Origin of the sequence: Streptomyces sp. NPDC001828, from assembly GCF_042892175.1 — a bacterium.
Taxonomy (GTDB): domain Bacteria; phylum Actinomycetota; class Actinomycetes; order Streptomycetales; family Streptomycetaceae; genus Streptomyces.
The window spans coordinates 355,188-379,169 of record NZ_JBIATV010000008.1 but is presented as its reverse complement, the minus strand read 5'-3'; the positions used below and the strand labels follow the sequence as shown (position 1 = coordinate 379,169).

Annotated in this window: 24 protein-coding genes; 15 read left to right on the top strand and 9 right to left on the bottom strand. The window is 70.5% G+C overall.

Going from position 1 to position 23,982, the window contains the following annotated elements; genetic code table 11:
- Positions 1 to 103: 103 nt before the first annotated feature.
- The 9 genes from ACFYZA_RS23885 to ACFYZA_RS23845 all read left to right on the top strand — a co-directional run bounded on the left by ACFYZA_RS23885 (position 104) and on the right by ACFYZA_RS23845 (position 8,445).
- Positions 104 to 994 carry a helix-turn-helix domain-containing protein gene (locus tag ACFYZA_RS23885; RefSeq protein WP_388492646.1) on the top strand — a complete coding sequence of 297 codons (891 nt, stop codon included), beginning with the start codon at positions 104 to 106 and terminating at the stop codon, positions 992 to 994.
- 2 nt (positions 995 to 996) lie between these two features.
- The gene (locus ACFYZA_RS23880) at positions 997 to 1,713 is read left to right on the top strand and encodes a hypothetical protein (protein ID WP_388492644.1); all 717 of its coding nucleotides are present in this window, start codon (positions 997 to 999) and stop codon (positions 1,711 to 1,713) included.
- A 163-nt stretch (positions 1,714 to 1,876) separates the two neighbouring features.
- On the top strand, positions 1,877 to 2,506 hold the full coding sequence (locus tag ACFYZA_RS23875) for a WhiB family transcriptional regulator (protein ID WP_388492642.1): 630 nt from the start codon (positions 1,877 to 1,879) through the stop codon (positions 2,504 to 2,506).
- Entirely contained in the window at positions 2,503 to 4,143 is a 1,641-nt protein-coding gene (locus ACFYZA_RS23870; protein WP_388492641.1) for a hypothetical protein, read from the top strand. The genes ACFYZA_RS23875 and ACFYZA_RS23870 overlap by 4 nt, the downstream gene beginning before the upstream one ends.
- Positions 4,140 to 4,331, top strand: a complete 192-nt coding sequence (locus ACFYZA_RS23865; RefSeq protein ID WP_388492639.1) for a hypothetical protein — start codon at positions 4,140 to 4,142, stop codon at positions 4,329 to 4,331. The genes ACFYZA_RS23870 and ACFYZA_RS23865 overlap by 4 nt, the downstream gene beginning before the upstream one ends.
- 35 nt (positions 4,332 to 4,366) lie before the next feature.
- Positions 4,367 to 5,029, top strand: coding sequence for a MobC family plasmid mobilization relaxosome protein (locus ACFYZA_RS23860; protein WP_388492712.1), 663 nt, complete (start codon positions 4,367 to 4,369; stop codon positions 5,027 to 5,029).
- Between the two features lie 15 nt (positions 5,030 to 5,044).
- Positions 5,045 to 6,778 (top strand): relaxase/mobilization nuclease domain-containing protein, encoded by a 1,734-nt coding sequence (locus ACFYZA_RS23855; protein WP_388492637.1) that lies wholly within the window; start codon positions 5,045 to 5,047, stop codon positions 6,776 to 6,778.
- 434 nt (positions 6,779 to 7,212) lie between these two features.
- Complete coding sequence (locus ACFYZA_RS23850; protein ID WP_388492635.1) at positions 7,213 to 7,656, top strand: hypothetical protein; 444 nt, start codon at positions 7,213 to 7,215, stop codon at positions 7,654 to 7,656.
- Positions 7,657 to 8,187: 531 nt separating this feature from the next.
- Positions 8,188 to 8,445: a hypothetical protein gene (locus tag ACFYZA_RS23845; protein WP_388492634.1), complete on the top strand. Its 258-nt coding sequence runs from the start codon at positions 8,188 to 8,190 to the stop codon at positions 8,443 to 8,445.
- Positions 8,446 to 9,056: 611 nt separating this feature from the next.
- On the opposite strand, the gene ACFYZA_RS23840 is transcribed toward ACFYZA_RS23845, so the two are convergent.
- The 3 genes from ACFYZA_RS23840 to ACFYZA_RS23830 form a co-directional block, all read right to left on the bottom strand.
- The gene (locus tag ACFYZA_RS23840) at positions 9,057 to 9,878 is read right to left on the bottom strand and encodes a DUF317 domain-containing protein (RefSeq protein WP_388492632.1); all 822 of its coding nucleotides are present in this window, start codon (positions 9,876 to 9,878) and stop codon (positions 9,057 to 9,059) included.
- A 15-nt stretch (positions 9,879 to 9,893) separates the two neighbouring features.
- Entirely contained in the window at positions 9,894 to 10,184 is a 291-nt protein-coding gene (locus ACFYZA_RS23835) for a hypothetical protein (protein ID WP_388492630.1), read from the bottom strand.
- 99 nt (positions 10,185 to 10,283) lie between these two features.
- Complete coding sequence (locus ACFYZA_RS23830; RefSeq protein WP_388492629.1) at positions 10,284 to 10,637, bottom strand: DUF317 domain-containing protein; 354 nt, start codon at positions 10,635 to 10,637, stop codon at positions 10,284 to 10,286.
- Between the two features lie 336 nt (positions 10,638 to 10,973).
- Between ACFYZA_RS23830 and ACFYZA_RS23825 the strand changes: the two genes are divergently transcribed.
- The 3 genes from ACFYZA_RS23825 to ACFYZA_RS23815 all read left to right on the top strand — a co-directional run bounded on the left by ACFYZA_RS23825 (position 10,974) and on the right by ACFYZA_RS23815 (position 14,940).
- On the top strand, positions 10,974 to 11,942 hold the full coding sequence (locus ACFYZA_RS23825; RefSeq protein WP_388492627.1) for an AraC family transcriptional regulator: 969 nt from the start codon (positions 10,974 to 10,976) through the stop codon (positions 11,940 to 11,942).
- Positions 11,943 to 12,223: 281 nt separating this feature from the next.
- Positions 12,224 to 14,560 carry a cytochrome P450 gene (locus ACFYZA_RS23820; RefSeq protein ID WP_388492626.1) on the top strand — a complete coding sequence of 779 codons (2,337 nt, stop codon included), beginning with the start codon at positions 12,224 to 12,226 and terminating at the stop codon, positions 14,558 to 14,560.
- A gap of 74 nt (positions 14,561 to 14,634) precedes the next feature.
- Positions 14,635 to 14,940, top strand: coding sequence for a hypothetical protein (locus ACFYZA_RS23815; RefSeq protein ID WP_388492624.1), 306 nt, complete (start codon positions 14,635 to 14,637; stop codon positions 14,938 to 14,940).
- A gap of 1 nt (position 14,941) precedes the next feature.
- On the opposite strand, the gene ACFYZA_RS23810 is transcribed toward ACFYZA_RS23815, so the two are convergent.
- Positions 14,942 to 15,298, bottom strand: coding sequence for a nuclear transport factor 2 family protein (locus ACFYZA_RS23810; RefSeq protein ID WP_388492622.1), 357 nt, complete (start codon positions 15,296 to 15,298; stop codon positions 14,942 to 14,944).
- 35 nt (positions 15,299 to 15,333) lie between these two features.
- Complete coding sequence (locus ACFYZA_RS23805; RefSeq protein WP_388492620.1) at positions 15,334 to 16,086, bottom strand: SDR family oxidoreductase; 753 nt, start codon at positions 16,084 to 16,086, stop codon at positions 15,334 to 15,336.
- A gap of 142 nt (positions 16,087 to 16,228) precedes the next feature.
- Here ACFYZA_RS23805 and ACFYZA_RS23800 point away from each other — a divergent pair, with 142 nt between their 5' ends.
- Both ACFYZA_RS23800 and ACFYZA_RS23795 read left to right on the top strand, forming a co-directional pair.
- A complete protein-coding gene (locus tag ACFYZA_RS23800; RefSeq protein ID WP_388492619.1) occupies positions 16,229 to 17,071 on the top strand; it encodes a helix-turn-helix domain-containing protein in 843 nt (280 codons plus the stop codon).
- Between the two features lie 32 nt (positions 17,072 to 17,103).
- Positions 17,104 to 17,721, top strand: coding sequence for a TetR/AcrR family transcriptional regulator (locus ACFYZA_RS23795; protein WP_388492617.1), 618 nt, complete (start codon positions 17,104 to 17,106; stop codon positions 17,719 to 17,721).
- Positions 17,722 to 17,769: 48 nt separating this feature from the next.
- Here ACFYZA_RS23795 and ACFYZA_RS23790 read toward each other — a convergent pair whose 3' ends face one another.
- Positions 17,770 to 18,660, bottom strand: coding sequence for a helix-turn-helix transcriptional regulator (locus tag ACFYZA_RS23790; protein ID WP_388492616.1), 891 nt, complete (start codon positions 18,658 to 18,660; stop codon positions 17,770 to 17,772).
- A gap of 182 nt (positions 18,661 to 18,842) precedes the next feature.
- On the opposite strand from ACFYZA_RS23790, the gene ACFYZA_RS23785 reads away from it, so the two are divergent.
- Complete coding sequence (locus tag ACFYZA_RS23785; RefSeq protein WP_388492615.1) at positions 18,843 to 19,766, top strand: alpha/beta hydrolase; 924 nt, start codon at positions 18,843 to 18,845, stop codon at positions 19,764 to 19,766.
- Positions 19,767 to 20,075: 309 nt separating this feature from the next.
- On the opposite strand, the gene ACFYZA_RS23780 is transcribed toward ACFYZA_RS23785, so the two are convergent.
- The 3 genes from ACFYZA_RS23780 to ACFYZA_RS23770 all read right to left on the bottom strand — a co-directional run bounded on the left by ACFYZA_RS23780 (position 20,076) and on the right by ACFYZA_RS23770 (position 23,383).
- Positions 20,076 to 20,573, bottom strand: a complete 498-nt coding sequence (locus tag ACFYZA_RS23780; protein WP_388492614.1) for a VOC family protein — start codon at positions 20,571 to 20,573, stop codon at positions 20,076 to 20,078.
- Between the two features lie 2 nt (positions 20,574 to 20,575).
- Entirely contained in the window at positions 20,576 to 21,850 is a 1,275-nt protein-coding gene (locus ACFYZA_RS23775) for an amidohydrolase family protein (RefSeq protein WP_388492612.1), read from the bottom strand.
- 66 nt (positions 21,851 to 21,916) lie between these two features.
- Entirely contained in the window at positions 21,917 to 23,383 is a 1,467-nt protein-coding gene (locus ACFYZA_RS23770; protein ID WP_388492611.1) for an FAD-dependent monooxygenase, read from the bottom strand.
- Between the last annotated feature and the right edge of the window lie 599 nt (positions 23,384 to 23,982).

The window sequence follows — 23,982 nt, the reverse complement described above, 5'->3', positions numbered from 1 at the left end:
GCCTGGCCTGCGCGGCAGCCACCCCCGCCTCGGCGCCTCAGTGCCCCGAGCCGGACGGCACCACGCTGGCCACGGCTAGCCGCCCGATCCTCGGGGGCAGCCGATGAGCAGCGAAGCCCGTGAATGGGTGTGGGAGCACAGCTCCAGCCGAGGCGCCGCGCGCCTGGTCCTGCTCTCGATCGCCGACCGAGTGGCCGACGACCAGTGCATCTCCTGGGCCTCCCTGTCCAGCCTGGCCAAGCGCACCCGCGCCTCTGTCTCCACGGTGCGCGACGCCATCGAGCGCCTCCTCATGGCCGGGGAGCTGGAGCAGCTCGACGACCTCGTCGGCCCGCAGCGCAGCACGGTCTACCGCCTCCCCCAAGCCGCCGAAGCAATCTCGAACGCTCAGAGCGAGCAGCAAGAGGACGGCAACACGGCGGCGTCCGGTGAGCCCGCCGCCCCCGTGACGCTCCGGCTCTCTGCGCTGCGGCGATACGGAATCCGCCCGCGTGAAATGCCGGATTCCCCGGCCTGGGGCCGGAAACCGGCAGTACCGGAGACCGGCAGGTCGAGGCGGAAACCGGCACAGCGACGTACCGGCCACCGGCACGGCGATGTACCGGCCACCGGCACACAGAACCGTAGTGAACCTGATTTGAACCGGAGGTACAGCAGTGGTGGTGCCGCCATCCTCCCGGCTGCCGAGTGGCAGATCGACCCGGCCACCCACACCTGGACCCGCCAGCAGGGACACCTGGATCGCCTCGGCGAGGAAGGGCTGCGAGCCGCCGACGCGAAATGGCGTGCCCACCGGGCGGGCCATGCTCCGAGGCCCGCGGATGGCTGGGCTGCCGACTGGCGCTCCTGGGTCACTCGGGAGCACACCCCCAGCCGCCCGAACATCTACGCCGCGTCCGGCAACACCGCCGCGCAGGGGGGCATGACGCGGACTGAGGCCCACACCGCCGCCCTCTTGGCCGCACTCGGCGAACCGACGGGAACGGAGGGCTGACCGTGGACCGCCGCGAAATAGCCGCCCTGCTGGCCTACATCGGCCGACTCGATCCGCGTACCATCCGCACCGATCGAGGCGAAGCGGGCGACCAGCTCGCCCAATGGCACGAACTGCTCGGCGGGGTGCCCATGGCCACCCCGCACGGATGGGACGTCCGCGTCACCGCCCGCCAGCACATCCGCACCTCGCCGTTCCCGATCCTGCCTGCGGACCTGGCCCGGCCCTGGGACAGCTACCGCCGCGATCGTCTGGCGAGGCACACCGACCCGACACCATCCGTCGATCCGGACGATCAGGCCGCCTGGACCGCCGCGCTGACGGGCGCCCGCCGCGCTGTCGCCGCAGGCGCCGCGCAGCCCGCCCAGGCCAAGGCGATCACCACGGGGCGGGACGGGGCCGACCCCGAGCTGGAGGCTCGGCTCCGGCAGATTGGCTCCTGCATCCCACCGGCCGCACGCGCCGCGCTCGCGCCCTACCGTCCCGCACGCGCAGCACGAGAGGCCGCCGTCGCAAAGGGAATGCCCGACGCCCTGAACGTGCGATGCGAATGGTGCCAGGCCCAGCCGAACGAGCCCTGCACCCGCCGCAGGATCGGCCCCGACGGTGGGGCCCGCGGAACCGCCCCGCGCGCCACCCCGCACCCCGGCCGCCTCGAACTCGCCGCCGCTCAGCAGACACAGAGCACCGAGCAGGACCAGCAGCCCGCTCTGGCCTGACCGGCATACCCCGCGCGTGCATCCCTGCCGCTGCACCGCCACCCGACCTCACTGTCCCCGCATCGGCTGCGGCGCACGCCCACGTGCCGCAGCCGGCACCCGACGCCGCACCCGCCGAAGACCGCTCCAGCAGGCCGGCGCGGCAGCACATCGGAGACCTGCCTTGCGCTACATCACCACCCACGACGCGCCGACCACCGGCCTGCGCGGCATCGGAGACACCAGCTGGCATACCCGCGGGGCGTGCCACGGCCTGGACGTCGATGACGCCGACGCCGTGTTCTTCCCCGGACCCCGGGATCACGATGAGATCGCGGAGGCGAAGGAGTTGTGCGGCTGGTGTCCCGTGCGCCGCGGCTGCCTGGACTTCGCCCTGGAGAACGTCCTCAAGGAAGGCGTTTGGGGCGGCCTGACTGAAGCGGAGCGGCGCCCCCTGCACGACAACCTGCATCGGCGCCTGGACTACCGGCGTGTGACCGCCTTCTTCCAGGGGCGCGACGTGCATCTGACCGAGGCCGAGCGGAAGGTCGCCATCGACCACGCCTACGTGCGGGGCTGGCGGCCCGACCGGCTCGCCGCCGCCCTGCAGATCAGCCACAAGCACGCCCGAGACCTGCTCCGGCAGGCAGCCAACAAGGTCCTCGACCGCGACCGCAACTACGGCGTGCCCCGCCCCAAGAAGAAGCGGAAGAAGACCTCCACGGCCACGGGTGTCCTGACGCACCCAGCTCCCGCCGCCCAGCAGCCCGCAGACCGCACCGCGGCGCCGGCCCCTCTTGGAAAGGCCGCATGAACCACCCCGTACTCGCCTTTGGTGCTACCTCGGACCTCCCCCAACTCCTGGTCGCGATCGTGTCCGCCGCCTTGGCGCTCATGGTGACTGCCTGGGCTGTCCGGTGGCGGGGAACCCGATCGCGGAAACGTCTGGGCGGTCCGGCGGTCAAGGTCGCTGCCATCGCAGCTCTGGGCTGCACCGCCTACTCGGCGGACACAAGCTGGCGCTTCGCCGCCGACTACCTCAACATGGCCGGCGCCGCCGAGAGGGCCGGCATGTTCGCCGCAGCTGAACTCGCCCTGTTCGCGACCGCGTTGATGGCCCGGCAGAACCTGGCCGTCCAAGGCGCTCCCGGTCTGCCGGGCACGCTGGTCTGGGTGATCACCACGGTGCAGGTGATTCCGGCCTACGCCGAGAGCGGCCCGATCGGCGGGACGGTCCGCGCCTTTGTCGGGCCGGTCATGGCGGCGATGCTGTGGCACCTGGCCATGGGCATCGAACTGCGACTGCGCACCCCCGGCGCCGCTTCGAATGGACTGATCGCCGTCCTGGGCCGGGAAGCACGTGAGCGGCTGCTGTCGCGCCTGGGTATCGCCGCGCGGGACCGCGACGCCGCACAGATCACTCAAGACCGGGCCACAGTCCGCGCGGTCACCCTCGCCGCACGCCTCGCAGAGCGCACACCCGAGCAGCAGGAAAGCCGTCGCGGCCGACGGCTGACCCGGCGGCTGTCGAAGGCCGTCGGTAAGGCCTCGGTCGGCACCAACCCCCTCCAGCGGGCGCAGCTGCTCGACCAGCTCGCCGCGCGGCGACACGCACTCGCGCTCGCCACGATCTCGCTCCCTTCGCCTTGGTCCCCGGCGCACGGCAGCACATCGGCTGTCACGGTCCCCGCACAGCCAGCATCGAGTACCTCGGCCCCCGTCCCCGGTCCCGGAGATTCCGACGAGCTGGTCCCGGACCGGGGACCGGGAACTCCTTGGGGGCCGGTTCCCGCTGGGGTGGATCTCGAAGCCAAGGTCGACTCGGGGACCGAGGACCATGAAACGGAGAGGCACGCCGGGTCCAAGCCACGTGACGTCGGCGCGGTCCCGGGGACCGAACTCGCCGATACGGATGCCGCAGCACGGGGCGCCGGGGCCACGGGAACCGGCTGCGACGGGCGAGAAGTAGCAGGTCAGGGCGCTAATTCTCGACTGGGACCAGGCCTCGCCAAGTCCGGGACCGCAGGAGCTGCGAACCGAGGAGCGACCGCCACCGAGTCCGGGACCACGACCACCCAGGACCCAGGACCGACCGCCACCCAGTCCGGGACCGGGACCACCCAGGACCCAGGACACAAGGTTCCGCTCCGCCGGAAGCCGGTCCGGAAGTCGCAGACGAAGGCCACGGCCAAGCGCGTCGGGTCCCGCTCTGCGCACACGGAGCGCACGACACGTGCGCTGAGCGAGTCCGAACGCCAGCTCGTCCGTGATGTGAGCCCCCACGTCCCCGCCCTGCTCGCCAGAGACGGCAATGCCGCGGTCACCCGCGTGCAGCTGCGAGAGATCATCCGCCGCCATGGCCTGACGGGGGTCGGCAACGACCGACTCGGCCTCGTCCTCCGAGAGCTGCGGAACGAGGACACCACTACGAAGAGGAGCACCACGCGATGAGGACCTGCCATCAGTTCGACACCGTTCGCGCGGAGTACGAGCGAGAGATCGGCTTCATGCTCGCTCACTCCGAGCGACACGCGGGCAGGCCGGCGGCGAAGTCCAGCGCGAAGCACGCCGCCTCGACGAAGCAGCGGATGGCCCGCGCGCTCAACAGCCACGTCGGGCGCTGCCCCGAGTGCGGCTGAACTCGCAAATCCCCAGCTTTTCGCGAACCAGACCGATGTTCTGGCCTGGCCGCGACCACCACCCGCTCCACGAGGTCCGAATCGTCATGACGAAAGTCCGTAAGTACGGCTCCGCCCCGGAACCTGATCCCGACTCCAACTCGGTCTCGGGGCGAGCAAGTTATCCCCTTGGATACTCCGCCATGAGCGGAGTATCCAAGGGTTCCCCTGCCCCTGGGGGGCAGGGGTTCGTCCGGCGCCGGGGGACGCCAGACGAGGAGGCTGCGACCAAGGGCGGATCGCAGCCCGAGGGGCCAAAGGAAGGACTCCAGCAGCCACGCACGCGCCGCCGCAAGTATCAGCGTCGCCAGCGCCCGCACGTCCGCAACACCCGCTTCAGTAACGACGAACTCACCCTCGTGACTGCGGGCGCGAAGGCCGCTGGCCTCACCCTCGCCGGCTTCCTCGCCCGTGCCGCTCTCTCCGCCGCCCGTGACCTGGAACGGACCGCAAGTGCTGTTGCCGACGAACGGGAGGTGATCGCCGAGTTCTTCGCCGCCCGACGGCACCTCGGCCACATCGGCAGCAACCTGAACCAGATCGCCCGAGCGTTCAACACCGGCGCGCAACCGGGTCAGCTCGACGTGGTCATCGAGGCCACCGAGCGCGCCGTCCAGCGCGTCCAGCAGGTCACAGACCGGCTCCTCGACCAAGGCTAGGACCAACCCACTTCCATGATCCCTAGGATCCAGAAGCGCGGACAGCGCACCATCGGGCTCCTCTACTACCTATATGGCCCTGGGAAGTTCGAAGAGCACACCGATCCCCACCTTGTCGCGTCCTGGGACCACAACGCACCCGACCCCGGCCGCGACGACACCGCGACCCTCAAACAGCTCCAGCAACTGCTGGATCAACCCGTCGAGAACATTGACCCGTCGCAACGCCCGAAGAAGCACGTGTGGCACCTTTCCGTGCGCAATGGCAGCGAGGACCGGATCCTTTCGGATGAGGAGTGGGGCGACGTTGCCCGGCGTATGGTCGCCGCAGCCGGGGTCGACGCCTCCCAGACAGAGGCGGGCTGCAGGTGGGCGGCCGTCCGTCATGCCGACGACCACATCCACATCGTCGCCACTCTTGTCCGCGAAGACGGATACAGCCCTGACCTGGATAACGACGCCAGCCGAGTGCAGGCCCAGGCCAGGGCGCTCGAAGCAGAGCTGGGTCTGCGACGCCTCAAGAAGGGTGACGGCACCGGAGCGAAGCGGCCCACCAGCGCCGAGCGCCACAAGGCCGAGCGGCAAGGTCGCGAGCGCACCGCCCGCGAGGAACTACGCGAAGCCGTAAGACGTGCGGTGAGCGGGGCCCGGAGCGACGAGGAGTTCTTCGACCGGCTCGCCGCCGCCGGCCTCCTGATCCGCAAGCGCGCGGCGCCCTCCGGCGACCTGCTCGGATACAAGGTCGCTTTGCCCGACGACCTCAACAAGGACGGCGAGCCCGTCTTCTATCCGGGCGCTCGCCTGGCTCCCGACCTGTCGCTGCCGCGCATCCGCGAGCGCTGGTCCGCCGACGCCGCCTCCTCCCCGAACGACGATGTCATCCGTCCGGGGCCGGTCGGTCCGGCCGCCGCGCGCCGCGGAACGGCCTCGGCCGTGTGGCAGACCGTTCTCGTCTTCGAACACGGCGAAGACGCGGTCGCCGCAGCCCACATCGCCGCGGCCGGTGAAGTCCTGGACGCCCTCGCGAAGACCTCGGCCGCCCACACCCGCCGTGAACTGCGCGACGCCGCAACGGCTTTCGAGCGGGCCTCCCGCTCCCACGTTCGTGCCGTACACGGGCACGATCGCGCCCTGCGGCAAGCCGCCCGCGACCTCGTCCAGGGCGGCACGGCACTCGGCCGCGGAGAGGACGGCGCCGCCACGGCGATGGCCATCGACATGCTGTTTTTCCTGATCACCGCCGCCGCGCACTGGCACGCCCGCAAGGGCCATGCGCAGCAGGCCGAGGCCGCCACCCGGGCCGCTCAGCACCTGCGCACCGCCTACCAGGCCGCCGCCGCCCAGCCCGTCGGCGTTCTCTACGAGCGCGGTCGGCGCCTGAACCGGCAGCTGCTCCAGCGCCAGACCACGCTGCTGCGCGGGGCTCTGCCCGAGCTGGCCGAACAGATCCTCGCGGAGCCCGGCTGGTACGCCCTGGCCGCCACCGTCGCGGAAGCCGAAGCCGCCGGCCACGACCCTGCCACTCTGCTCTCCGACGCTGCCGCACAGCGCGAACTCGGTACCGCAGACTCCGTCAGCGACGTGCTCGTATGGCGGCTGCGGCGGGCCGCAGACCTGCCCGCCGACGCCTCCCATCTTCCCGAGACCAACGTCGCAGCGACCCGGCCTGCGCGGCGCGGGACGAGTACCAGGCCCTCCGCGTCCGGCGGGCGGCGTAGCAGCGAGGACACTGCGCGCCCGAGCCGTTAGACCCCCTCGATGCTTTCATTCGCCTCGGCGCACCACGGAGAGAAGCGACAAGGCCACCGTCCCACCCGCGATCCACAACATGATCGTGCGCCCCATCGGACCCGGGCGGTGGCCGGGTCCGATGGGGAGGCTGCCTGGGTCCGTGCACCCGCCGGACGGCCCATGCCGTAGGCGGGGTGAGTCGAGCCAGTAGGCGCCGTGCAGTTGGGCGGTCCAAGGGGACGATGTCGTGTGGTCGGGCACACTGTGGCAACGCCCCCCGGGTCCGAGACACGCATTGTGGCCAACTCGTCACCTGGGCAGGTGAGAAGCGCGAGCACCCCTGCTGACCTGGCCGGAGAGACTGTGGACTTCATGAATTGAAACCGGCTGGGGCGTGGGGCACGATCATGAAGCGCGCAGGACGAGGTGACGAGGCAGAGGAGGACGCGAGGGTGTTTCACCGCATACGCCGACGGGCCAAGGAACCGACCGACGCCCAAAGGAAGTTCGCCGAGCTGCACGCGCAGCTGCAGGGCCAGGTCCCGCCCGGCTTCGGAGTGCCGGCACCTGAGCCGGAGGCCGCCGCGCCGGTGGCCGTCGTGGACGAATTCCTTCCGCCGGAGCTGCGTGTGCCGAGCCACGACCAAGTCGACGGCCGGATGATGCCCTGGGCGCAGCCCCTCGTCCTCGACGGCGAGATGGCCGCCTGCGCCGAGTGCGGCGCGTACCGGGACTGGCTCATCCTGTCCACTCGCGGCGAGATCTGGCTGCGCTGCCGGGCAGGCCACCAGCAGCGGGAGACCCGCATCGACACCGCCTGGTACAACCGGCACTCCGGCCCTGCGGACGCGACGCACGCCACGTTCGAGGACGGCCTGCGCCACCTCGGGTACTGACCACCACTCCTACGACCCCACCGGGCCCGCGGGCCCGCGCTGACCACCCGTCGCCCAGCACCAAGGGGTCAGTTCCGTCATGCGCGTTCGCGTCACCACCACCGCCCTCGGCATCACCGCCGCCCTCCTCGTCCTGCCCGCCTGCTCTCCCGACACCACCGGAGCCCAGCACCCGGCAACAGAGCAGGCGGCCACACCGTCCGACCGCACTCAGGAAACCTCTGTGCTCTCCTCTGCCGCGCTCACGTCCCGCCTGCTCGAGCAGAGCGACCTCGGCAACGGCTACCTACCCAAGCCGCAGCATCCAGCCCAGCACGACGACGTGACCGTCCTCGGCTGCCCGGCCCTGAGCAAGCTGGGCGGCAACGCGGCGACCGGCGGACCACTCGCCTTCCCGTACAAGCACTCGCCTTCCCGTACAAGGCGAAGGCGGCCTTCACCTACGGCGGCACCGCCTCGGAGATCTCCGAGGAGCTGTACAGCGACAGCGCGAAGAAGCTGTCCGACGCCATCACCCGGATCTTCGCCGCCATGACCGGCTGCCCGACCTACCAGGTCATCTCCGGCGGCACCCTGGTTGACGTCGCCTCGCAGAAGCTGACCGCTCCCAACACCGTCGGTGACCAGCAGTTGAGCCAGCTCTTGACGTTCACCAGCGCAGGGCGGAGCAGCGTGGTCAAGCAGACCGCGATCCGCAGCGGCAACCTGCTGGTAATCGTCTCCGGCTCCCCAGCCCTCGTCGACCGTCACCTCGACAAGGCCCTCACCATGGCCACGGCGACGAACTGATCCTGCCCGTCCCCGTCCTGTGATGCTGCCCTCGACCGCCATGGTCGGGGGCAGCATCGTCACTGGCTAATGCGCTGAGCGGCGCGAGCGGCCTGACCCGGCACCCGGGCGCGGACCTGGCCGGGCTGGACATAGAGCACGTTCGGGTTACGACTATGCGGCCCGTAGCCGCTAGACGCGTGTAGATAAGCCCCGACCGGAACGTGCCAGTTCCAGAACCAAGCGTCCTGCTGCCACCCGGTGTCGCACCAGGGCACGACGGCTTTTGAACCACGACGACCGCGTTGATAGACCCGTGTGACCTGAAGGGGTTGCCCCTGGCCGGAGCTGCGGTGCTGCTGGAACACCTTCCACTGCGCCGCGAGGACGGCCGTGCGCTTACGCCCAGAACGGACCGTCAACGCGATCGCCACGGCGACGACGAGAACAACGACCAGAAGGCTCCGACGCTGGGTTGCATGGCGGCATCCTGCACCGTTCCATCACGGGGCGCCAATTGCCCCCGGCGTGGCAAACCCCTTGGCCAGTTCACACCTTGGAAGCAGGAAGGTCCGGCACCCCCCAACTGGGTTGGTGCCGGACTGCGTTCGTCGAGTGAAGCGGGCGGAGTGTTATACGGCCGGAGCCCGCAGGAGACGTTCCCGGGTGGCCTCGGGCAGAACCCGCCGCAGGACCGGCGCGGTCGAGCTGAGGGAAGCGGCGAAGGCGGCAACCAGGTCGTGCGGGACGCAGGCGGCGAACGAGGCCGCCCACAGACACGGCGCTCCGAGCGCGGGCTCGGCCCACGCCTGCCATCCAGAGAGTCCCGTGGCGTCGTCCTCGGCAGACATGATCCGCGGGTCGGCGTCCTGAACGAGGGGCGGGACCTCGCCGAGGCTGACGTGCGAGGTGAACGTCGTATCCGTCGCAGCCGCTTGAGGCTGGTCGATGTCGCGGAGCCATCCATGGGCGGCGACTGCGTCGAGGACCAGCTCAGGTCCGGCGAGCGGAACGGCCGGCCGGTCGCTCGCGTCGAGCGCGACGAGGAAGTCGACCACCGCTTCACCGGGGACGTCGCGGGTGAAATAGGCGGACCACTGGGCAAGCGGGCTGCTCGCCTCGGCCCGAGCCGAGACCTGCCAGGCGACCGGCTGCCCGCCCAAATGGAACGGCTCGTCAGCCAGACCCCACTGGGCCCAGCGAAGAGCGTCGGGGCTGATGTGCAGGACAGTGCTCCGCAGGACCTGGCGGTCCTCCGGTGCGTCGTCCGGCTCTAGGCGTCCGCGGATGATCGTCAGGCTCGTCCAGCCCAGGCCGGCGAGTGTGTCGGCGACCACGTCGTAGAGGCGCCCGTCGTCACCGGCAAGGTGCCGGGGACCGACCCAGAACGCAGGCGGCCCGCCGTACGGGTTGGACGAGTCGGGCGGGAAGTCGGGGTACAGGGGCGCCTCCAAGGGCTCGGTGCGTATCTAGTTGCCGCCGGCACGGCGGCGGGGGCGGTGCGGGGGTGCCTGGACGGGGCCCTGCCACGTCAGGGCAATGGCGACCTCGGGTGGCAGGTGGCCGAGCTGCGCGCCCTCGTCCTGCCCTTCGGCGAGGTAGACGACGGTCCGGCCGGTCTCATCGACCGACTGCAGGACCTGCCCGAGGCGGTGAGCCATCGGGAAGAACGGGTTCATGGCCTGGCGGACCGGAGCGTCCCGGTCGCAGCCGGACAACAGGTCGATGAGACCGCCGACGGTCATCTCCGGGGACGTCATGAACAACCTCCTGGGGTGCGGGCAACGGGTGCGCGGAGCGGACCACCGCTAGGGCGGCCAGCTCGCTGAAGGGGGCACAGCCTCTCGGTGTTCGAGGTGTCACAGACGGCGCGAGGTCTCCAGCACGCGCGCTACGGCGGCGGCGACAATGTCGGCCGGCGTATCGGTGTCGAACGACACGTGGTATCCGCGCACCTTGGCGGTGCCCGTGACCGCGATCTTCCATCCCTCGCCGTCCGTACCGGGCCGGCCCAGCGGGAACCAGCCGAGGTAGAAGCGGCCGTCCTTGCTGCTGACGTGTGCGTCCGCACGGTCATCGACGACGAGATGGAAGTCTTCGGCGGAGAACTGGTCCATGACCAAGGTCGGCTGGCCGGGACCGAGTTGCCACTGCCGCAGCCGGAGCGCTTCGACGGTGGTGGAGAAACCGGGGCCCACAGGGGCTACGGTCACAGGCAATCACCTCTCTGACCTGGGGTTTCTTGCAAGGTCGTCTACCTTGACATGCCCTCTTACCCGTTGGCGAGTCCTTCCGCGATCTTTCCTGTCTGCCCCCGGCGAACTGGTGGCAGACAACTCATGTAGGGCCTCAAATTCTGTGACCGAATCTCACGAACGGTAGCCGAGTAGCGGCCGAGCGGCCACAGATCTGAGGTCGCCTGGAGCAAATCTCGCTATTCCACATGCGGAACATGGTGCAGCGGAGGTGCTGTCGAATGTCACCTTCCACAGGTTGGAGAAGGTGAATGCCAGCTTGCCCACCGGTGCGACGTGCGCGACAGTCCGCACATGGCTGCACCGCTGTCCCCGTCCCTCCCCGCGTCAACGACCTGGGGAGATCCCATCACGGAGACCCTCGAACTGACCGGCGCCCGCTGTGCCTTGTCCCGTGGCCTCGTGGCCGCGGGGGACTGGGCGCTTGCCTTTCCGGCGCCGGGGCGTCTCAAGATCCAGGTGGTGATCCACGGTGTTGTGTGGCTGGTGATAGAGGGCATCGAGCATCCGGTCCGGCTGGAAGCGGGTGACATCGCCGTCTTCGCCGGGGACCGCCGCTACACCCTCGCGAGCGATCCGGCCGTGCCGGCGATCGACGCGCTGCCCGTACTCCGGGCGACCACCGACACCTTCTTCCACGTCGGGGACGAAGGGCGGGACGCGGTCACGATCGGCGGCCACATCGACCTCAACACCACCGGCAAGGACCTGCTCCTGAGCGCGCTCCCGCCCATGATGCACGTCGGCGCCGCCACGGCCGAGGCGCCCGCGGCCTGCTGGCTCATGGACCGGACGCTCCACGAGATGCGGTCGGACGCCCCGGGCGCCGCCTTCGCGGCAGACCACCTGGCGCAACTGCTCTTCGTACAGGTCCTGCGTGTCTTCCTGGCCAACGCGAACGCGGACACCTATCCGACGGGCTGGCTGCGCGCCCTCGCCGACGAACGCGTCGCCCCCGCGCTGCGGCTCATGCACGGGGACCCGGCCCGCTCCTGGAGCCTGACCGAGCTCGCCCGCGCCACGGCGATGTCCCGTACCAGCTTCGCCCAGCGGTTCAAGGAGGTCGCGGGCCTGCCGCCGCTGACGTATCTGTGCGTCTGGCGCATGCGTCTGGCCCGGCACATCCTGCGCCGCGAGGACACGCCCGTGGCGGCCATCGCCGCCTCCCTGGGCTACGGCTCCGAGAGCGCTTTCAGCAACGCCTTCAAGCGCACCACCGGAGTGGCCCCGCGCCGCTACCGGGAGGCCGCACGGGCCAACTGAGCCCGCCGAGGCAACGGGCACAGCCCTCTCGCGGCAACGTCCAGGTGGTGCGGCGGGGCTCGGCGCGCCGGGGGCAGGACGCGGTCAGGACGCCTGCCCCGGTGGCGGACTCTCGCGCAAGAAGCCTGAACGGCTGCGCATTCAATCCCGCTGGCCGACAGACCTAGCCTGGCTCTGCGGGCGGCGGAACCCGATCCGGGGCCGCCGCAGCACCCGCTCGTCATCAACTGCCGCGCCGGAAACTTCGCCCGCGCGGGAACGCGCTCTCCTAGGACGACAACGTGACAACGGACGCCCCCGCACACCTGCCGCCCTGTACTACCGTCGCCATCGCGCCGGGGTGCCTGCCCCTGGTGGGGCACTCCCTGGCCCTGCTGCGCGACCCGATCGGCATACTGCAGTCGATCCGCCCCCTGGGCGACCTGGTGGAAATCCGGCTCGGCACCCTGTCCGTATACGCAGTGAACTCACCGGCGCTCCTGCGGGAGATGCTCGTCACCGACGCCGTCTCCTACGAGAAGGGCCGCTACTTCCAGAAGTCGCGCCCCTTCCTCGGCAACGGACTGCCCAACTCCGAGGGGGATTTCCACCGCCGCCAGCGCCGTCTGATGATCCCCGCCTTCCATCGCGAGAAGCTCAATGCCTACACCGGCGTCATGCGTCTGAGCGCCACCACGTACTCCGAAGCCTGGACACCGGGCAGCACGATCGACGTGGCCTCCGAGATGTACGCGATCGGCAGCGAGGCCGTGGCGAAAGCGCTTTTCGGCAGCACGTTGGGCAACGAGGAGGTGCGTCTCATCCGGCGCTGGCTGCCCACCTACGTGCACGAGTTGATGCGCCGCGTCGTCTCACCGATGGACTGGCTGGACCGGCTCCCCACCCCAGGCAATCGGCGCTTCAGCGAGTCGGGCACCCAGTTGCGCAAGGTCGTCGACCGGCTGATCCGCGAACGCCTCGACGACGAGCGGCCCCGCGCGGACCTCCTCGGCATGCTGATGGCCGCACGCGACGCCGACACGGGCGAACCGATGAGCCCGGACCAGCTCCACGACGAGGTCATGACCGTCATGGCCGCCGGGATCGAAACCGCTTCCACGAGCCTCACCTGGCTCTTCCACGAAGTCGGCTCCCGTCCCGGGATCGAGCGCAGGCTCCACGCCGAGCTCGACGAGGTCCTCGGATCGAGGCCGGTCACCTTCGAGGATCTGCCGAAGCTCGTCTTCACACAGAACCTGGTCAGAGAGACCCTCCGGCTGCGCAGTCCGGCCTGGATCCTGATGCGCCAGCCCGCCCGCCCCGGCGTAGTGCTCGGCGGAGTGGAGATCCCCGAGGGGACCGAGCTCCTGTTCAGCCCGCTCACCATCCACCGCGATCCCGGCCTCTACCCGAATCCGATGGAGTTCGACCCGGACCGATGGCTGACCGCCGACCCTCGCGGCTGGGCCTTCCTGCCGTTCGGCGCGGGACCCCGCAAGTGCATCGGCGACCACTTCGCCCTTACCGAGATGGCCACGGTGGTCGCCACTGTCGCCGCCCGCTGGCGGCTGGTACCGCTCTCAAAGCAGCCGCCCCGCGAGGTCCCCGGCGCTGTACTGGTGCCGAGCCAGTTGCGGATGTCCCCGCAGCCTCGCGCCGCAGGGACCCGAAGCGGCGGGACACGGCGTGACGCCGGCCTCCAACTCCCCTTCCCCGCAAGGATCAGCCCCGATGCCGCACGCGCGGCCGCCGAACACCTGCAGTGGCCACGGTCCTTCGGCCTGCTGGCCACCGACGCGGCCGCAGAGCGCCACGCCCGCGCGCACTACGCCGAACTCGCCGCCCGCTTCCACCCCACCGCGACCGGGCCGGATCTCGCTCTGGGCGTCGACCAGATGAGCTGGTTCTTCTGCTTCGACGATGCCTTCGACGGCCCGGCCGGCCGCCACCCCGAACAGGCCCGCGCTCTGGTCGACGCGGTCGCAGCCGTTCTGGACCAGCCTCCCGCCGCCGGCGCGCCCCCGCTGGCCCGTGCCTTCAGGGACCTTTGGCTACGCAGCCGCGAGGGCATGTCGCCGTCCTGGCGGGAGCGGGCGGCCGCACACTGGCGGGCGTACCTGTACGGGCACGTCGAAGAGGCCGCCCACCGGCGCTCCGGAATCCCGCTGACCGTTGACGAGTACCTGCGGTTGCGCCGCGACACCATCGGCGTGCAGCCCACGCTCGACCTGGCCGAGCGGATCGGCCACTACGAGCTGACTGCCGAGCTCTTCACCTCGGACACGGTGGTCGCGCTGCGCACCCTGGCCGCCGAGATCGACTCCCTGCACAACGACCTCTACTCACGGTCCAAGGAGGAAGCCGGTGCGGATCCGCACAATCTCCTGCTGATCCTCCAGCGCACGGACACGGTGGAGGACGACGACGCCTGCGCCAGGGTGCTGGCCATGCTGCACGAGCGCATCGCCCGCTTCCGCGGTCTGGAAGGCGACTTGCGCACCCACGACAGTGTCGCCCGGCTCGCCCCTCACGACCGCACCACCCTGGACCGCTACCTCAGGGACGCCCTCCACGCCGTCATGCGCGGCCCCTACGACTGGGCACCACGAACCGGGCGCTACGGCTCAGGCCCGTTGTAATCACCGGCGAAAGCCCGGACGCCGCTCGCCCGCTCAGCGTCATGGCGGCGGCACGAACCAGAAAGGCACAGCACATGAAGATCCGAAAGGCGGCCCTCGCCGCCGTCATGGGTGCGGTGGTGCTCGGCACCACCCACGCGACCGTCGCCGTCGCCGCGCAGGCTCCCGCATCCCTCGGCCTGAGTGCCACCAATTGCGGCGAGGCCGTGCGCAACACCCGGGCCGATCTGCAGAAGGCGGGCGCCCCGACCAACGCGACGGACTGGCAGTCGGTGCGCAACGCGGCGCAGAACTACCTCAACAGTCACCCGTGGAACGGCCCGGGGACTCAAGCTCTCCATCAGGACGTCAACGACCTCAACCGGCTCTGCGCACCGTGAGTCAGATCTCGTTGTTCCACATGCGGAACGTGGTGCAGCGGCCGTTGCCGTCGAACGTCACCGTCCAGAGGTTGGCGAAGGTGCCCAACTCCTTGTAGCGGCCGGTGCCCTGGATGGCCGCGGTGTCGCCGTTGATGGTGAGGATGGACCAGTCGAATGCCCAGCCTCCCTCCTGCCAGGGGGTGCGGCTCTGCCAGCCCTCGACGATGGCGTCGCGGCCGATCCAATCCGTTGCGTAGGGCCACTCGTGGTATTCGGCGTGCGGGGTGAACAGCGTGGCGATGTCCTTCCGCGTGCTGCTGGCCCAAGCCCTCAGGTATCCCTCGACCCAGCTGCGTACCTGATTTTCCGTCACCATGCCAACTGCCTTCCCGTGCACGGGCGTTGAGCGGATCAGCCCTGGGCGGCGGGGCGGACGACGAGTTCGTTCACGTCGACGTCCGACGGCTGGCCGATGGCGTAGTGGACCGCCTCGCCGATCGCCGCCGCGGGGATCGCGATGGCCATCTGGCCCGCGACCGCGTCCTTGGTGTCCTGGTCGGCGATGGTGTCGGCCAGTTCGCTGCGGGTCAGGCCGGGGCTGATCACGGTCACCCGCAGGTGACGGCTCTCCTGACGCAGGCCCTCCGACAGCGCGCGGACCGCGTGCTTGGTGGCGCTGTACACGGCGGCGGTCGGGTCCACGCGTAGTCCGGACACCGACGCGATGTTCACGATGTGCCCAGCGCCCTGGGAGGTCATGGTGGGCAGGACCGCGGCGATGCCGTGCAGGACCCCACGCAGGTTGACGTCGATCATGCGGTCCCACTCGTCGGTCCGCAGCGCGTCGAGGCGGGACAGGGGCATGACTCCAGCGTTGTTGACCAGGACGTCGATCCGGCCGTACTGGTCCAGAGCGGCCTGGACGAAGGCGCGCATGCTGAGCGGATCGGTCACGTCCAGGGCGTGCGGCAGGGCGCTGCCCCCGGCGGCTTCGATGTCCTTGGCGAGGGTCGCGAGGCGGCCCGCGCGGCGCGCGCCGAGGACCACGTGATGCCCGGCCGCCGCCAGCCGCCGGGCGGTCGCTTCGCCGATGCCGCTGCTGGCCCCCGTGATCAGGACGGTCTTCACGGTCTCCGGGGCGGCCGTGCTCAGTGGATGCGTCATGCTCGCTCGTTCCTTCGTCGGACCGGCGGTCTTCGTAGCGGACCGTCCGGTTCCCTCAGCATCGGCCTGATGCCGCGCGGGCGGCAGGAGGGCTCTTCCTGGGTGCCGTACTCCTAGGAAGCTGCGGCGTAGGCTTTTGGGTATGAGCGGCAATGAACTGGGCGCATTCCTGCTGGCACGCCGTTCGCGCGTCAGTCCGCAGGACGCGGGGCTGCCCCGCTCGACGGGCCGCCGGGTCAGCGGGCTGCGGCGCGAGGAGGTCGCCGTCCTCGCCGGGGTCAGCGCCGACTACTACGCCCGCCTGGAGCAGGGCCGCGAACGGCATCCCTCAGGCCAGGTCATCGACGCCCTCGCCAGGGCCCTGAACCTGGACTCCGACGCGTGCTGGCACGCCTACCGCCTGGCCGGCCTCGTCCCGCGCGACGGCGCCCCGGGCGCGGAGCGCGTGGCGCCCCAGCTGCGACAGCTGATGGAGGCGTTTCCGGCGGCGGTCGCCTACGTCGTCAACCGCCGCCTGGACGTTCTCGCCTCGAACGCGCCGGCCACCGCACTGCTGTCACCGCTGGCAGATCCCCGACACATGGTCCGCTCCCTCTTCCGCGACCCCGCCGCACGCACCCTGTTCGTGGAGTGGGACAGCGTGGCGCGCGACACCGTCGCCGCGCTCCGGCTCGCCTACGGCCACGAGCGCCACGACCCCTGCCTCACGGCCCTGATCGCCGAACTCCACGCTGAGAGCGAGGAGTTCACGACCCTGTGGGAACGTCAGGACGTCGGGCGGCTGGGCAGCCGGGTCAAGACCTTCCACCACCCCACGGCAGGCCGGATGACGCTCTCGTACCAGACCTTCGAGGTGCAGGACGCTCCCGGGCAGAGCCTCCTCGTGGGCACCGCCGAGCCCGGCAGTACGAACGCCGACCGCCTGGCGTCGCTCTGTGCCCTGCGGTCACCGGAGCATCGGCAGCCCCTCAGCGCTCCCCAGTAACGGAAACCACCGTTCTTGTTTAGAGTGGGAGCATGCCCCGCTTGAGCGAGGAGCGCCGCGAAGAGCGGCGGCGCCACATCCTCACCAGTGCCTGGAGTTGCTTCTCCCGCAACGGCTTTCACGCCACGTCGATGGATGACGTCATCGCCGCGACTGGCATGTCCTCCAGTGCCGTCTACCGCTACTTCCGCAGCAAGGACGACCTCATCGACGCCGCCGCGGACGAGGCCCTGACCCTGGTCGGGGACCTCTTCGAGCGGCTCCTGGAACGCCGCCCCACTCCCTCGCCCGCAGAGGTCCTGCGGACCATGGCCGCCGAAGCCCACGACCGGGGCGAGGGCCGGCCGTACGACCTGACGCGTATCGCGATCCAGGCGTGGGGCGAGGCACTGCGCAGCCCTGGCCTCGAAGGACGCACCCGCACCTTCTACTTGGGCATGCGCGACAAGCTCGCCGAACTGGCCCGCCGCTGGCGCGAAGAAGGGACCCTGCCGTCCACAGCGGACCCTGAGCAGGTCGCGACGGTCCTCATGACACTCATGCCCGGGCTCTTGGTCGGCCGCCACCTGGTGACGCCGGTCGACGCGGACCGGCTCGTCGGCGGACTCGCCTCCCTCGCCTCCGCGCTGTCCGGCACATCGCATCCGTGATCTTGACGGCGCGTCCCGGCCGGACACGGCTTCGGGCTGCGGCCCGCGCTAGTAGAGGCGCCTTTGGTTCGTGGCGTGGTCGCCCGGCTGCGCAGCCCACTGGAGGAGGAAGCGCAGCGCTTCCTGAGAGGGCGAGCCCGGTGGGGCGGTGTAGGCGACCAGCTGCTGGTCGGGCTGTCTGTCGACGCCGAACTGCTGAACGTCGAGGGTCACGGTGCCGATGACCGGGTGGCGGTAGGTCTTGGTGAGCTGTCTGGGGCCGCGGACCTGGTGGCTCGCCCACCATGCGCGGAAGTCCGGGTCTCGGACAGTAAGTTCAGCGACCAGGTCGGTCAGGGCACGGTCGTTGGGGTTGCATCCGGCCTCCATTCGCAGGACCGCGACGCATTCGCGGGCGGCCCGTGGCCAGTCCGCGTACAGAGACCGATAGGCGTCGTCGAGGAACGTCAGACGGATCAGGTTGCGCTCGGGTGCGGACAGCTCGGCGAAGTCGGTCAGCAGAGCCGCCGCACCCCGGTTCCAGGCCAGCACGTCCATGCGGCGGCTGAGGACCATGGCGGGGATGTCGTGCATACCGTCGAGCAGTTGCCGCAGTTGCGGGTCGACGCACTGCCCGGCGGACGTGCGGGCGCGGGTGGTTTGCGCGACGTCGGCCACGGTGAACAGGTACGCCCGTTCGTCCGGGGCCAGTTGCAGGGCGTCGGCGAGTGCGTCCAGGACCGGGCGGGAGACCCGGCGGGTGCGGCCCTGTTCCAGGCGTACGACGTAGTCGATGCTCACGTGGGCGAGCTGGGCCAGTTCCTCGCGGCGCAGGCCCGGTACGCGACGCAGGCGTCCGTCGTCGAGCAGGCCGATGCGGCGCGGGTCCAGGGCGGCGCGGCGGGCGCGCAAGAAGTCGCCCAGGTCATTGCCTCCTGGAGGGGTCCCCGGCTTGTCCATGGTTTCCAGTGTCCCCCAGGCCGCGGCTGCCTGCCTGGTACTGGTCTGCACAGGCAGGCCCCTCCCTGGCAATGCACTACGGGCAGCGCGATGGTGATGGAGGTAGCCGGCTGGCGTTTTCGGTGCAGGTCACTGGATCGCACCGCTGGGGCCGCCTTCTTCCAAGACCGGAGAGCATCACCATGAAAACGGACGTCACCTATCCCAGCGCCGGCCTGAGGCTTGCCGGCCACCTCTACACCCCCGACAGCGAAGCCGGCGGGCCCCGACCCGCGATCGTGGTGGGTCATCCCGGCAGCGGCGTGAAGGAGCAGGCCGCCGGCCTGTACGCGGGGCGCCTGGCGGAGCAGGGCTTTATTGCCCTCGCGTTCGACGCCGCCTATCAGGGTGAGAGCGAGGGGACCCCGCGCGGCTTGGAGGATCCGGCCCATCGGGTGGAGGACGTCAAGGCCGCGGTCTCATTCCTCAGCACGCGCGGGGATGTCGACCCCGGCCGGATCGGGGCGCTGGGCCTTTGTGCCTCAGGCGGATACGTGCTTTCCGCCGCCGCCGGCGACCACCGCATCAAGGCCGTGGGCACAGTCAGCGCCGTCGACATCGCCCGCCAGTTCCGCCTGGGTGCCGACGGCACCCAGGACCCCAGCGTCATCCAGCGGATGCTTGACGTGGCCGCGGACGCCCGTACCGCTGAGGCTCGTGGTGAGGGCGTGCAGCGCTTTCAACTGTTCCCCGACACCGCCGAGCAGGCCCGTGCGCTGGGCGGGCAGCACGGTTTGGAGGGCTTCGAGTACTACCGCACGGACCGCGCTCGGCACCCGCGCTCGGCGAAATCCTTCACCTGGTCCAGCGTCGACCGGATGGTCAGCTTCGACGCCTTCCGCTTCGTCGACCTGATCGCGCCCCGTCCGCTGCTGATGATCGTTGGAAGCGCATCGGTGACCTCCTGGATGGCGGTGGAAGCGTTCCAGAGCGCCCGCGGTCCCAAGGAACTGCACTGGATCGACGGAGCCAGCCACGTCGACCTCTACGACAAGGAGCAGTACGTCGGCCCCGCGGTCGCAAAGCTCACCGACTTCTTCGGGACCCATCTGGCCAACGCCGAGTAAACCGGCTGCTCTCATCACCGCAGCGCCCCGGCTCGGCCACGACGCGGCCCGCCGCAGCATCCATGGGACGGGAACGGGGTGCCGGGCCCAGAACCCGTACACAGGGGGCGCCTTCCAATTCGGAGTGCCTAGACCTTGCACGGGCAGCATCACAATCTCGATGGTCGCGACCGCCAACGAACGGCGGTGACCGCCACGTTCGCAACATGCTCAGGGGCGGGAACCGGGAGGCCAAGAGACCGTTGTGTCTGGGCAGAGAGGTGAGCCGGCCCGGGATACAGCGTCGCAGCGGTGTCGTCCGTGGCGACGTCATCGGCCTGGTTTCGACTCGGGGGCGGGGCCGGTGCTGAGCCAGGGGGAGTCGTACTCGATACGTGCGGGGTCCAGGCCGTGGGGCGCGGCGGTGTAGAGGCGCAGGCGCAGTCCGTCGGGGTCGGGGACGACCAGAAGCCAGCCCACCAGGGCGACGACCGGCGGGGAGTGCGGAACGTCGAGGGCGTCCAGGTGGGCAGTCCAACGGTCCAGGGCAGTGCGGTCGTTGACGGCCAGGGTGAGGAAGTCGTAGCCGTCGAGGGCGGTGGCGGTGTCCGGGTCCAGACGCAGTTCGAGGCGGGTGCCGAGTCCGGGGACGTCGAGGATGACGGCGAAGAGCGTGCCGTCGGGGCGGCGGTGGTCCAGCTCGGTCAGGCGGTGGGCACCCAGCACCTTGCCGTACCAACGGGCGCTGCGCTCAAGGTCGGTGACGGGCAGCTTGAGGTGATGGATGCCCAGAGGCACGGGATTCGTCGAGGTGCTGCCGGTGGCCATGGCTACTCCTGGATCTGGTACTGGGTCTGTACTGCGCGAGGGGCGGTGCGCTCGACGGGGGTGCCGTTGCGCCACAGGGCGGTGATGCTGCGCAGTGCGGTGACATCGCGGGTAGGGTCCCCGTCGACGAGCAGCAGGTCGGCCCGGAGTCCCGGGGCGATGCGTCCGCGGTCGGTGAGGCCGAACGCGTCGGCGGGCGCGGCGGTGGCGGCCGTCAGGGCCTGGGCGGGGGTGAGTCCGGCGGCTACGAGCAGGGCGAGTTCGCCGTGGTAGCTGATCCCGTGGGTGGTGGGATGACCGTGGCCGCCGGTGCCGTCGGTGCCCGCGAGCAGGGGGACGCCGAGTTGGTACATCCGCAGGGCGGCGTCGGCGGCGTGCCGGGGATCCACTCCGATCGGGCCGATTCGCTGGGCGGGGGCGGTGGTGCGGATCTCGTCCAGGTCCGCCAGCCACTGCGGGTCCGCGTAGGGGTGCAGCCTGGGGTCGTCGGCGAGTTCGTACTCGGCCGGGGTGGTGGTCATGCCGGTGAGTGCGGTCAGGGTGGGCACGACGAACACGCCGCCCGCTGCCGCCGCTTCGATCAGTGCCGGGTCGCTGGGGCCGTCGGCGGGGGCGTGGGCCAGGCCGTCGATGCCGCAGTCGATGGCCTGGCGTGCCGCGTCGCGGGTGAGGGTGTGGGCGACGGTTCGCAGTCCCCGCTCGTGCGCGGCCCGGATGAGGGCGGTGACCGTCTGCGGGGACATGAGGGGCAGCGGCTTGCCGATGGCGGTGCCGTCCTCGATGAAGATCTTCAGGTGGTCGGCGCCTTCGGCGACCCGGGCCGCGACGAAGGCGTCGGCCTCGTCGGGCCCCGCGACCGTGGGGAACGGTTCGATCATGCCGAGCTCGACCAGCTGGCAGGGGTGGCCGCCGGGAGCGGTCGCGCCGGTGGTGGCGACGCGTACGTCGGCCAGGTCGTCCCGCTCATTGGCGGCGGCACGCATCCGACGGGCGGTCCCGGCGGAGCCGCCCATGTCGAGTTCGGTCGTGATCCCGAACAGCAGGGCCTGGCGCAGCTGAGTGGTGTCGGTGGTGTGGGTGTGGGCGTCGATGAGGCCGGGCAGCAGGGTGCGCCCGGCGCCGTCCAGGACCGTCGCCCCGGCGGAGGCCTCCAGGTGGGCCCCGACGGCGGCGATCAGCGGGCCGTCGATGAGGACGTCCTGTGCGGCCACCAGCCGGCTTCCGTCGAAGACAGCCGCCTGACGGATGAGGGTGGGGGAAGTGGCTTGCGTAGTCATGTCCGTGTCTCCTTGAACAGGCCGTTGTCCGGGCGGACTTACTCGGGCAGGTACTGACTGACGGGCCTACTGGGGCAGGTACTGGCCGAGCCGCTCGATGACGGCGGCCGGATCGCTGGGGACTCCGGCGGCGGCCAGGTAGCCGTCGGGGCGCACGAGGAGCGTGGTCGGCAGGCTGGGCACGTACTGGACGGCCAGCGATCCGAGCCCGCTCGCCACTGTGCCGTGCCGTGGTGTGCCGGGCACGGCGAGGGTCCAGTGCAGACCGTTCGGCCGGACGACGAGTGGCGAGACGCGCGTGCCGGGGCGGGGAACGCCGAGGTCGGGCTCGCTGGTGTAGGCGATGTCGAGCTGGGCGAGGGTGGACGCCAGCCAGTCGGTGATGCCGGGGGTGGCCGCCGCTGCCGCGAGCAGCGCGTTGCGACGTCGGCCCGCCGCCGGGTCGGCGAGGGCGGCGATCCGGGCGAACTGGCCGGTAAAGGCGACGAGTTGGGCCGCCACGGGCTGCCGCTCGCGGTGGTAGGTGTCAAGGAGCGCCCCGGGGGCGGCGCCGGACAGGACGGCGTGCAGCTTCCAGGCCAGATTCCCGGCGTCCTGCATCCCGGTGTTCATGCCCTGGGCGCCGGCCGGACTGTGCGTATGGGCGGCATCCCCGGCCAGGAGGACCGGTCCGGCACGGAACCGCTCGGCCACCCGCTCCTGGGCTCGGTAGGTGGAGGCCGCCACGACTTCTCGTACGCGCTGGCGCTCTCCGGCAGGGCCGCGCGTGGCCAACAGCCGCTCGACATCACCCGCATCCGGCGCGGCAGTGCCGGGCGGCACGGGTGCGACCAGACGGTGCAGGCCGTCGGAGAGCGGGGACATCAGCAGCAGCCCCGCCTCCGACAGGTAGAACGCGGCATCCTCGGACGCCGCGCTCTGCCGCCCGGGTGCGAGGCGGACGTCGGCGAGCGCGAACAGCTGCTCCGGCGACTCCCCCGGGAACGCGATCCCGGCCGCCGTACGCACCGTGCTGTGAATGCCGTCGCAGCCCACCAGGTACCGTGCACTCAGCGCACGCACCATGCCGCCCGGGCCGGCCACCGTCGCGGTCACACCCGGGAAGTCGGGGCTGAAGCCCATCAGCCGGTGTTCCCGGTGCACGGTGCCACCCACCTCCACGAGCCGGCGCACCAGGAGTTCCTCGGTGGTCTGCTGGGAGGCCAGCAGCATGTAGGGGTGCGGCGTGTCGAGACGGTCGTAGCAGGCCCGCAGCAGGATCCGGTCCCGATCGCGCAGGCAGAATCCGCGCCCCTTCTTCCCACGCTCGACAAGAGCCGCACCGATACCGATCCGGTCCAGATACTCCAGCGTTCTCGGCTGCACCGCGGCTGCCTTGGATCCGGGCTGGATCCCAGCATTGCGGTCGATCAGGACGTGGTCCACGCCCAGCCGGCGCAGGCTCGCCGCCAGAGCCAGGCCCGTGGGCCCCGCTCCGGAGATCAGAACGTCCGTCCGACACGGAAGGGAGGGGAGTGCTGGGGCCTGCGACATGATGCGCTCCTCGCCGTCCGGCGGGGGTAGCGGCGGCCGGATGAGAACGAGCGGCACCAACCCGACGCCAAACGAAAACGTACGTTTGCGTTTCAATATGAAGGTAGCAGTCGGCCATCCGTAGCGCAAACGATCGTTCCCTTTTTGGCCTCCAGAGGGAGCCCACCCAATCCCCGCGGCGTTGAGCGTCAGCCCCCCCCTAGGCACGACGAGACAATTGAGGCACATGCGTCGGTGGCTCAGCGATGACATCCACATCGGAACCATCGCGATCACGCCAGATGCCTGCAATTCGTCTGACACTGTCCGCATGCTGCCCCCGGCGAGTCTCCCTCGCCGATTAGACCGCCCGCACGCCAGTCCCCCGCACGTCCGGCAAGCAGCTCACCCCTTCTGGACAGCCCATCGCGGTCCGGCCTTCCTATCGCTGGCTGGCCGCAGGAGCGCGTCACTACCGGTCCGAGGGAACAGAGGCATTCCTCAAGGTCGCACTCCACGTATCTCGCCCGAGCCGCCGAAGGGCACCTTCACGAGTGATACTGCGAACGGATCTACTGCCCCGCAGCTTCGAACAACACCCTGGACGCAACAGTGACGCG

Coding starts and splice junctions, on each gene's coding strand:
- ACFYZA_RS23885 (WP_388492646.1), top strand. CDS start 104: ATGAGCAGCGAAGCCCGTGAATGGGTGTGGGAGCACAGCTCCAGCCGA.
- ACFYZA_RS23870 (WP_388492641.1), top strand. CDS start 2,503: ATGAACCACCCCGTACTCGCCTTTGGTGCTACCTCGGACCTCCCCCAA.
- ACFYZA_RS23865 (WP_388492639.1), top strand. CDS start 4,140: ATGAGGACCTGCCATCAGTTCGACACCGTTCGCGCGGAGTACGAGCGA.
- ACFYZA_RS23860 (WP_388492712.1), top strand. CDS start 4,367: ATGTTCTGGCCTGGCCGCGACCACCACCCGCTCCACGAGGTCCGAATC.
- ACFYZA_RS23855 (WP_388492637.1), top strand. CDS start 5,045: ATGATCCCTAGGATCCAGAAGCGCGGACAGCGCACCATCGGGCTCCTC.
- ACFYZA_RS23845 (WP_388492634.1), top strand. CDS start 8,188: ATGACCGGCTGCCCGACCTACCAGGTCATCTCCGGCGGCACCCTGGTT.
- ACFYZA_RS23835 (WP_388492630.1), bottom strand. CDS start 10,184: ATGACGTCCCCGGAGATGACCGTCGGCGGTCTCATCGACCTGTTGTCC.
- ACFYZA_RS23825 (WP_388492627.1), top strand. CDS start 10,974: ATGGCTGCACCGCTGTCCCCGTCCCTCCCCGCGTCAACGACCTGGGGA.
- ACFYZA_RS23815 (WP_388492624.1), top strand. CDS start 14,635: ATGAAGATCCGAAAGGCGGCCCTCGCCGCCGTCATGGGTGCGGTGGTG.
- ACFYZA_RS23810 (WP_388492622.1), bottom strand. CDS start 15,298: ATGGTGACGGAAAATCAGGTACGCAGCTGGGTCGAGGGATACCTGAGG.
- ACFYZA_RS23805 (WP_388492620.1), bottom strand. CDS start 16,086: ATGACGCATCCACTGAGCACGGCCGCCCCGGAGACCGTGAAGACCGTC.
- ACFYZA_RS23800 (WP_388492619.1), top strand. CDS start 16,229: ATGAGCGGCAATGAACTGGGCGCATTCCTGCTGGCACGCCGTTCGCGC.
- ACFYZA_RS23795 (WP_388492617.1), top strand. CDS start 17,104: ATGCCCCGCTTGAGCGAGGAGCGCCGCGAAGAGCGGCGGCGCCACATC.
- ACFYZA_RS23790 (WP_388492616.1), bottom strand. CDS start 18,660: ATGGACAAGCCGGGGACCCCTCCAGGAGGCAATGACCTGGGCGACTTC.
- ACFYZA_RS23785 (WP_388492615.1), top strand. CDS start 18,843: ATGAAAACGGACGTCACCTATCCCAGCGCCGGCCTGAGGCTTGCCGGC.
- ACFYZA_RS23780 (WP_388492614.1), bottom strand. CDS start 20,573: ATGGCCACCGGCAGCACCTCGACGAATCCCGTGCCTCTGGGCATCCAT.
- ACFYZA_RS23775 (WP_388492612.1), bottom strand. CDS start 21,850: ATGACTACGCAAGCCACTTCCCCCACCCTCATCCGTCAGGCGGCTGTC.
- ACFYZA_RS23770 (WP_388492611.1), bottom strand. CDS start 23,383: ATGTCGCAGGCCCCAGCACTCCCCTCCCTTCCGTGTCGGACGGACGTT.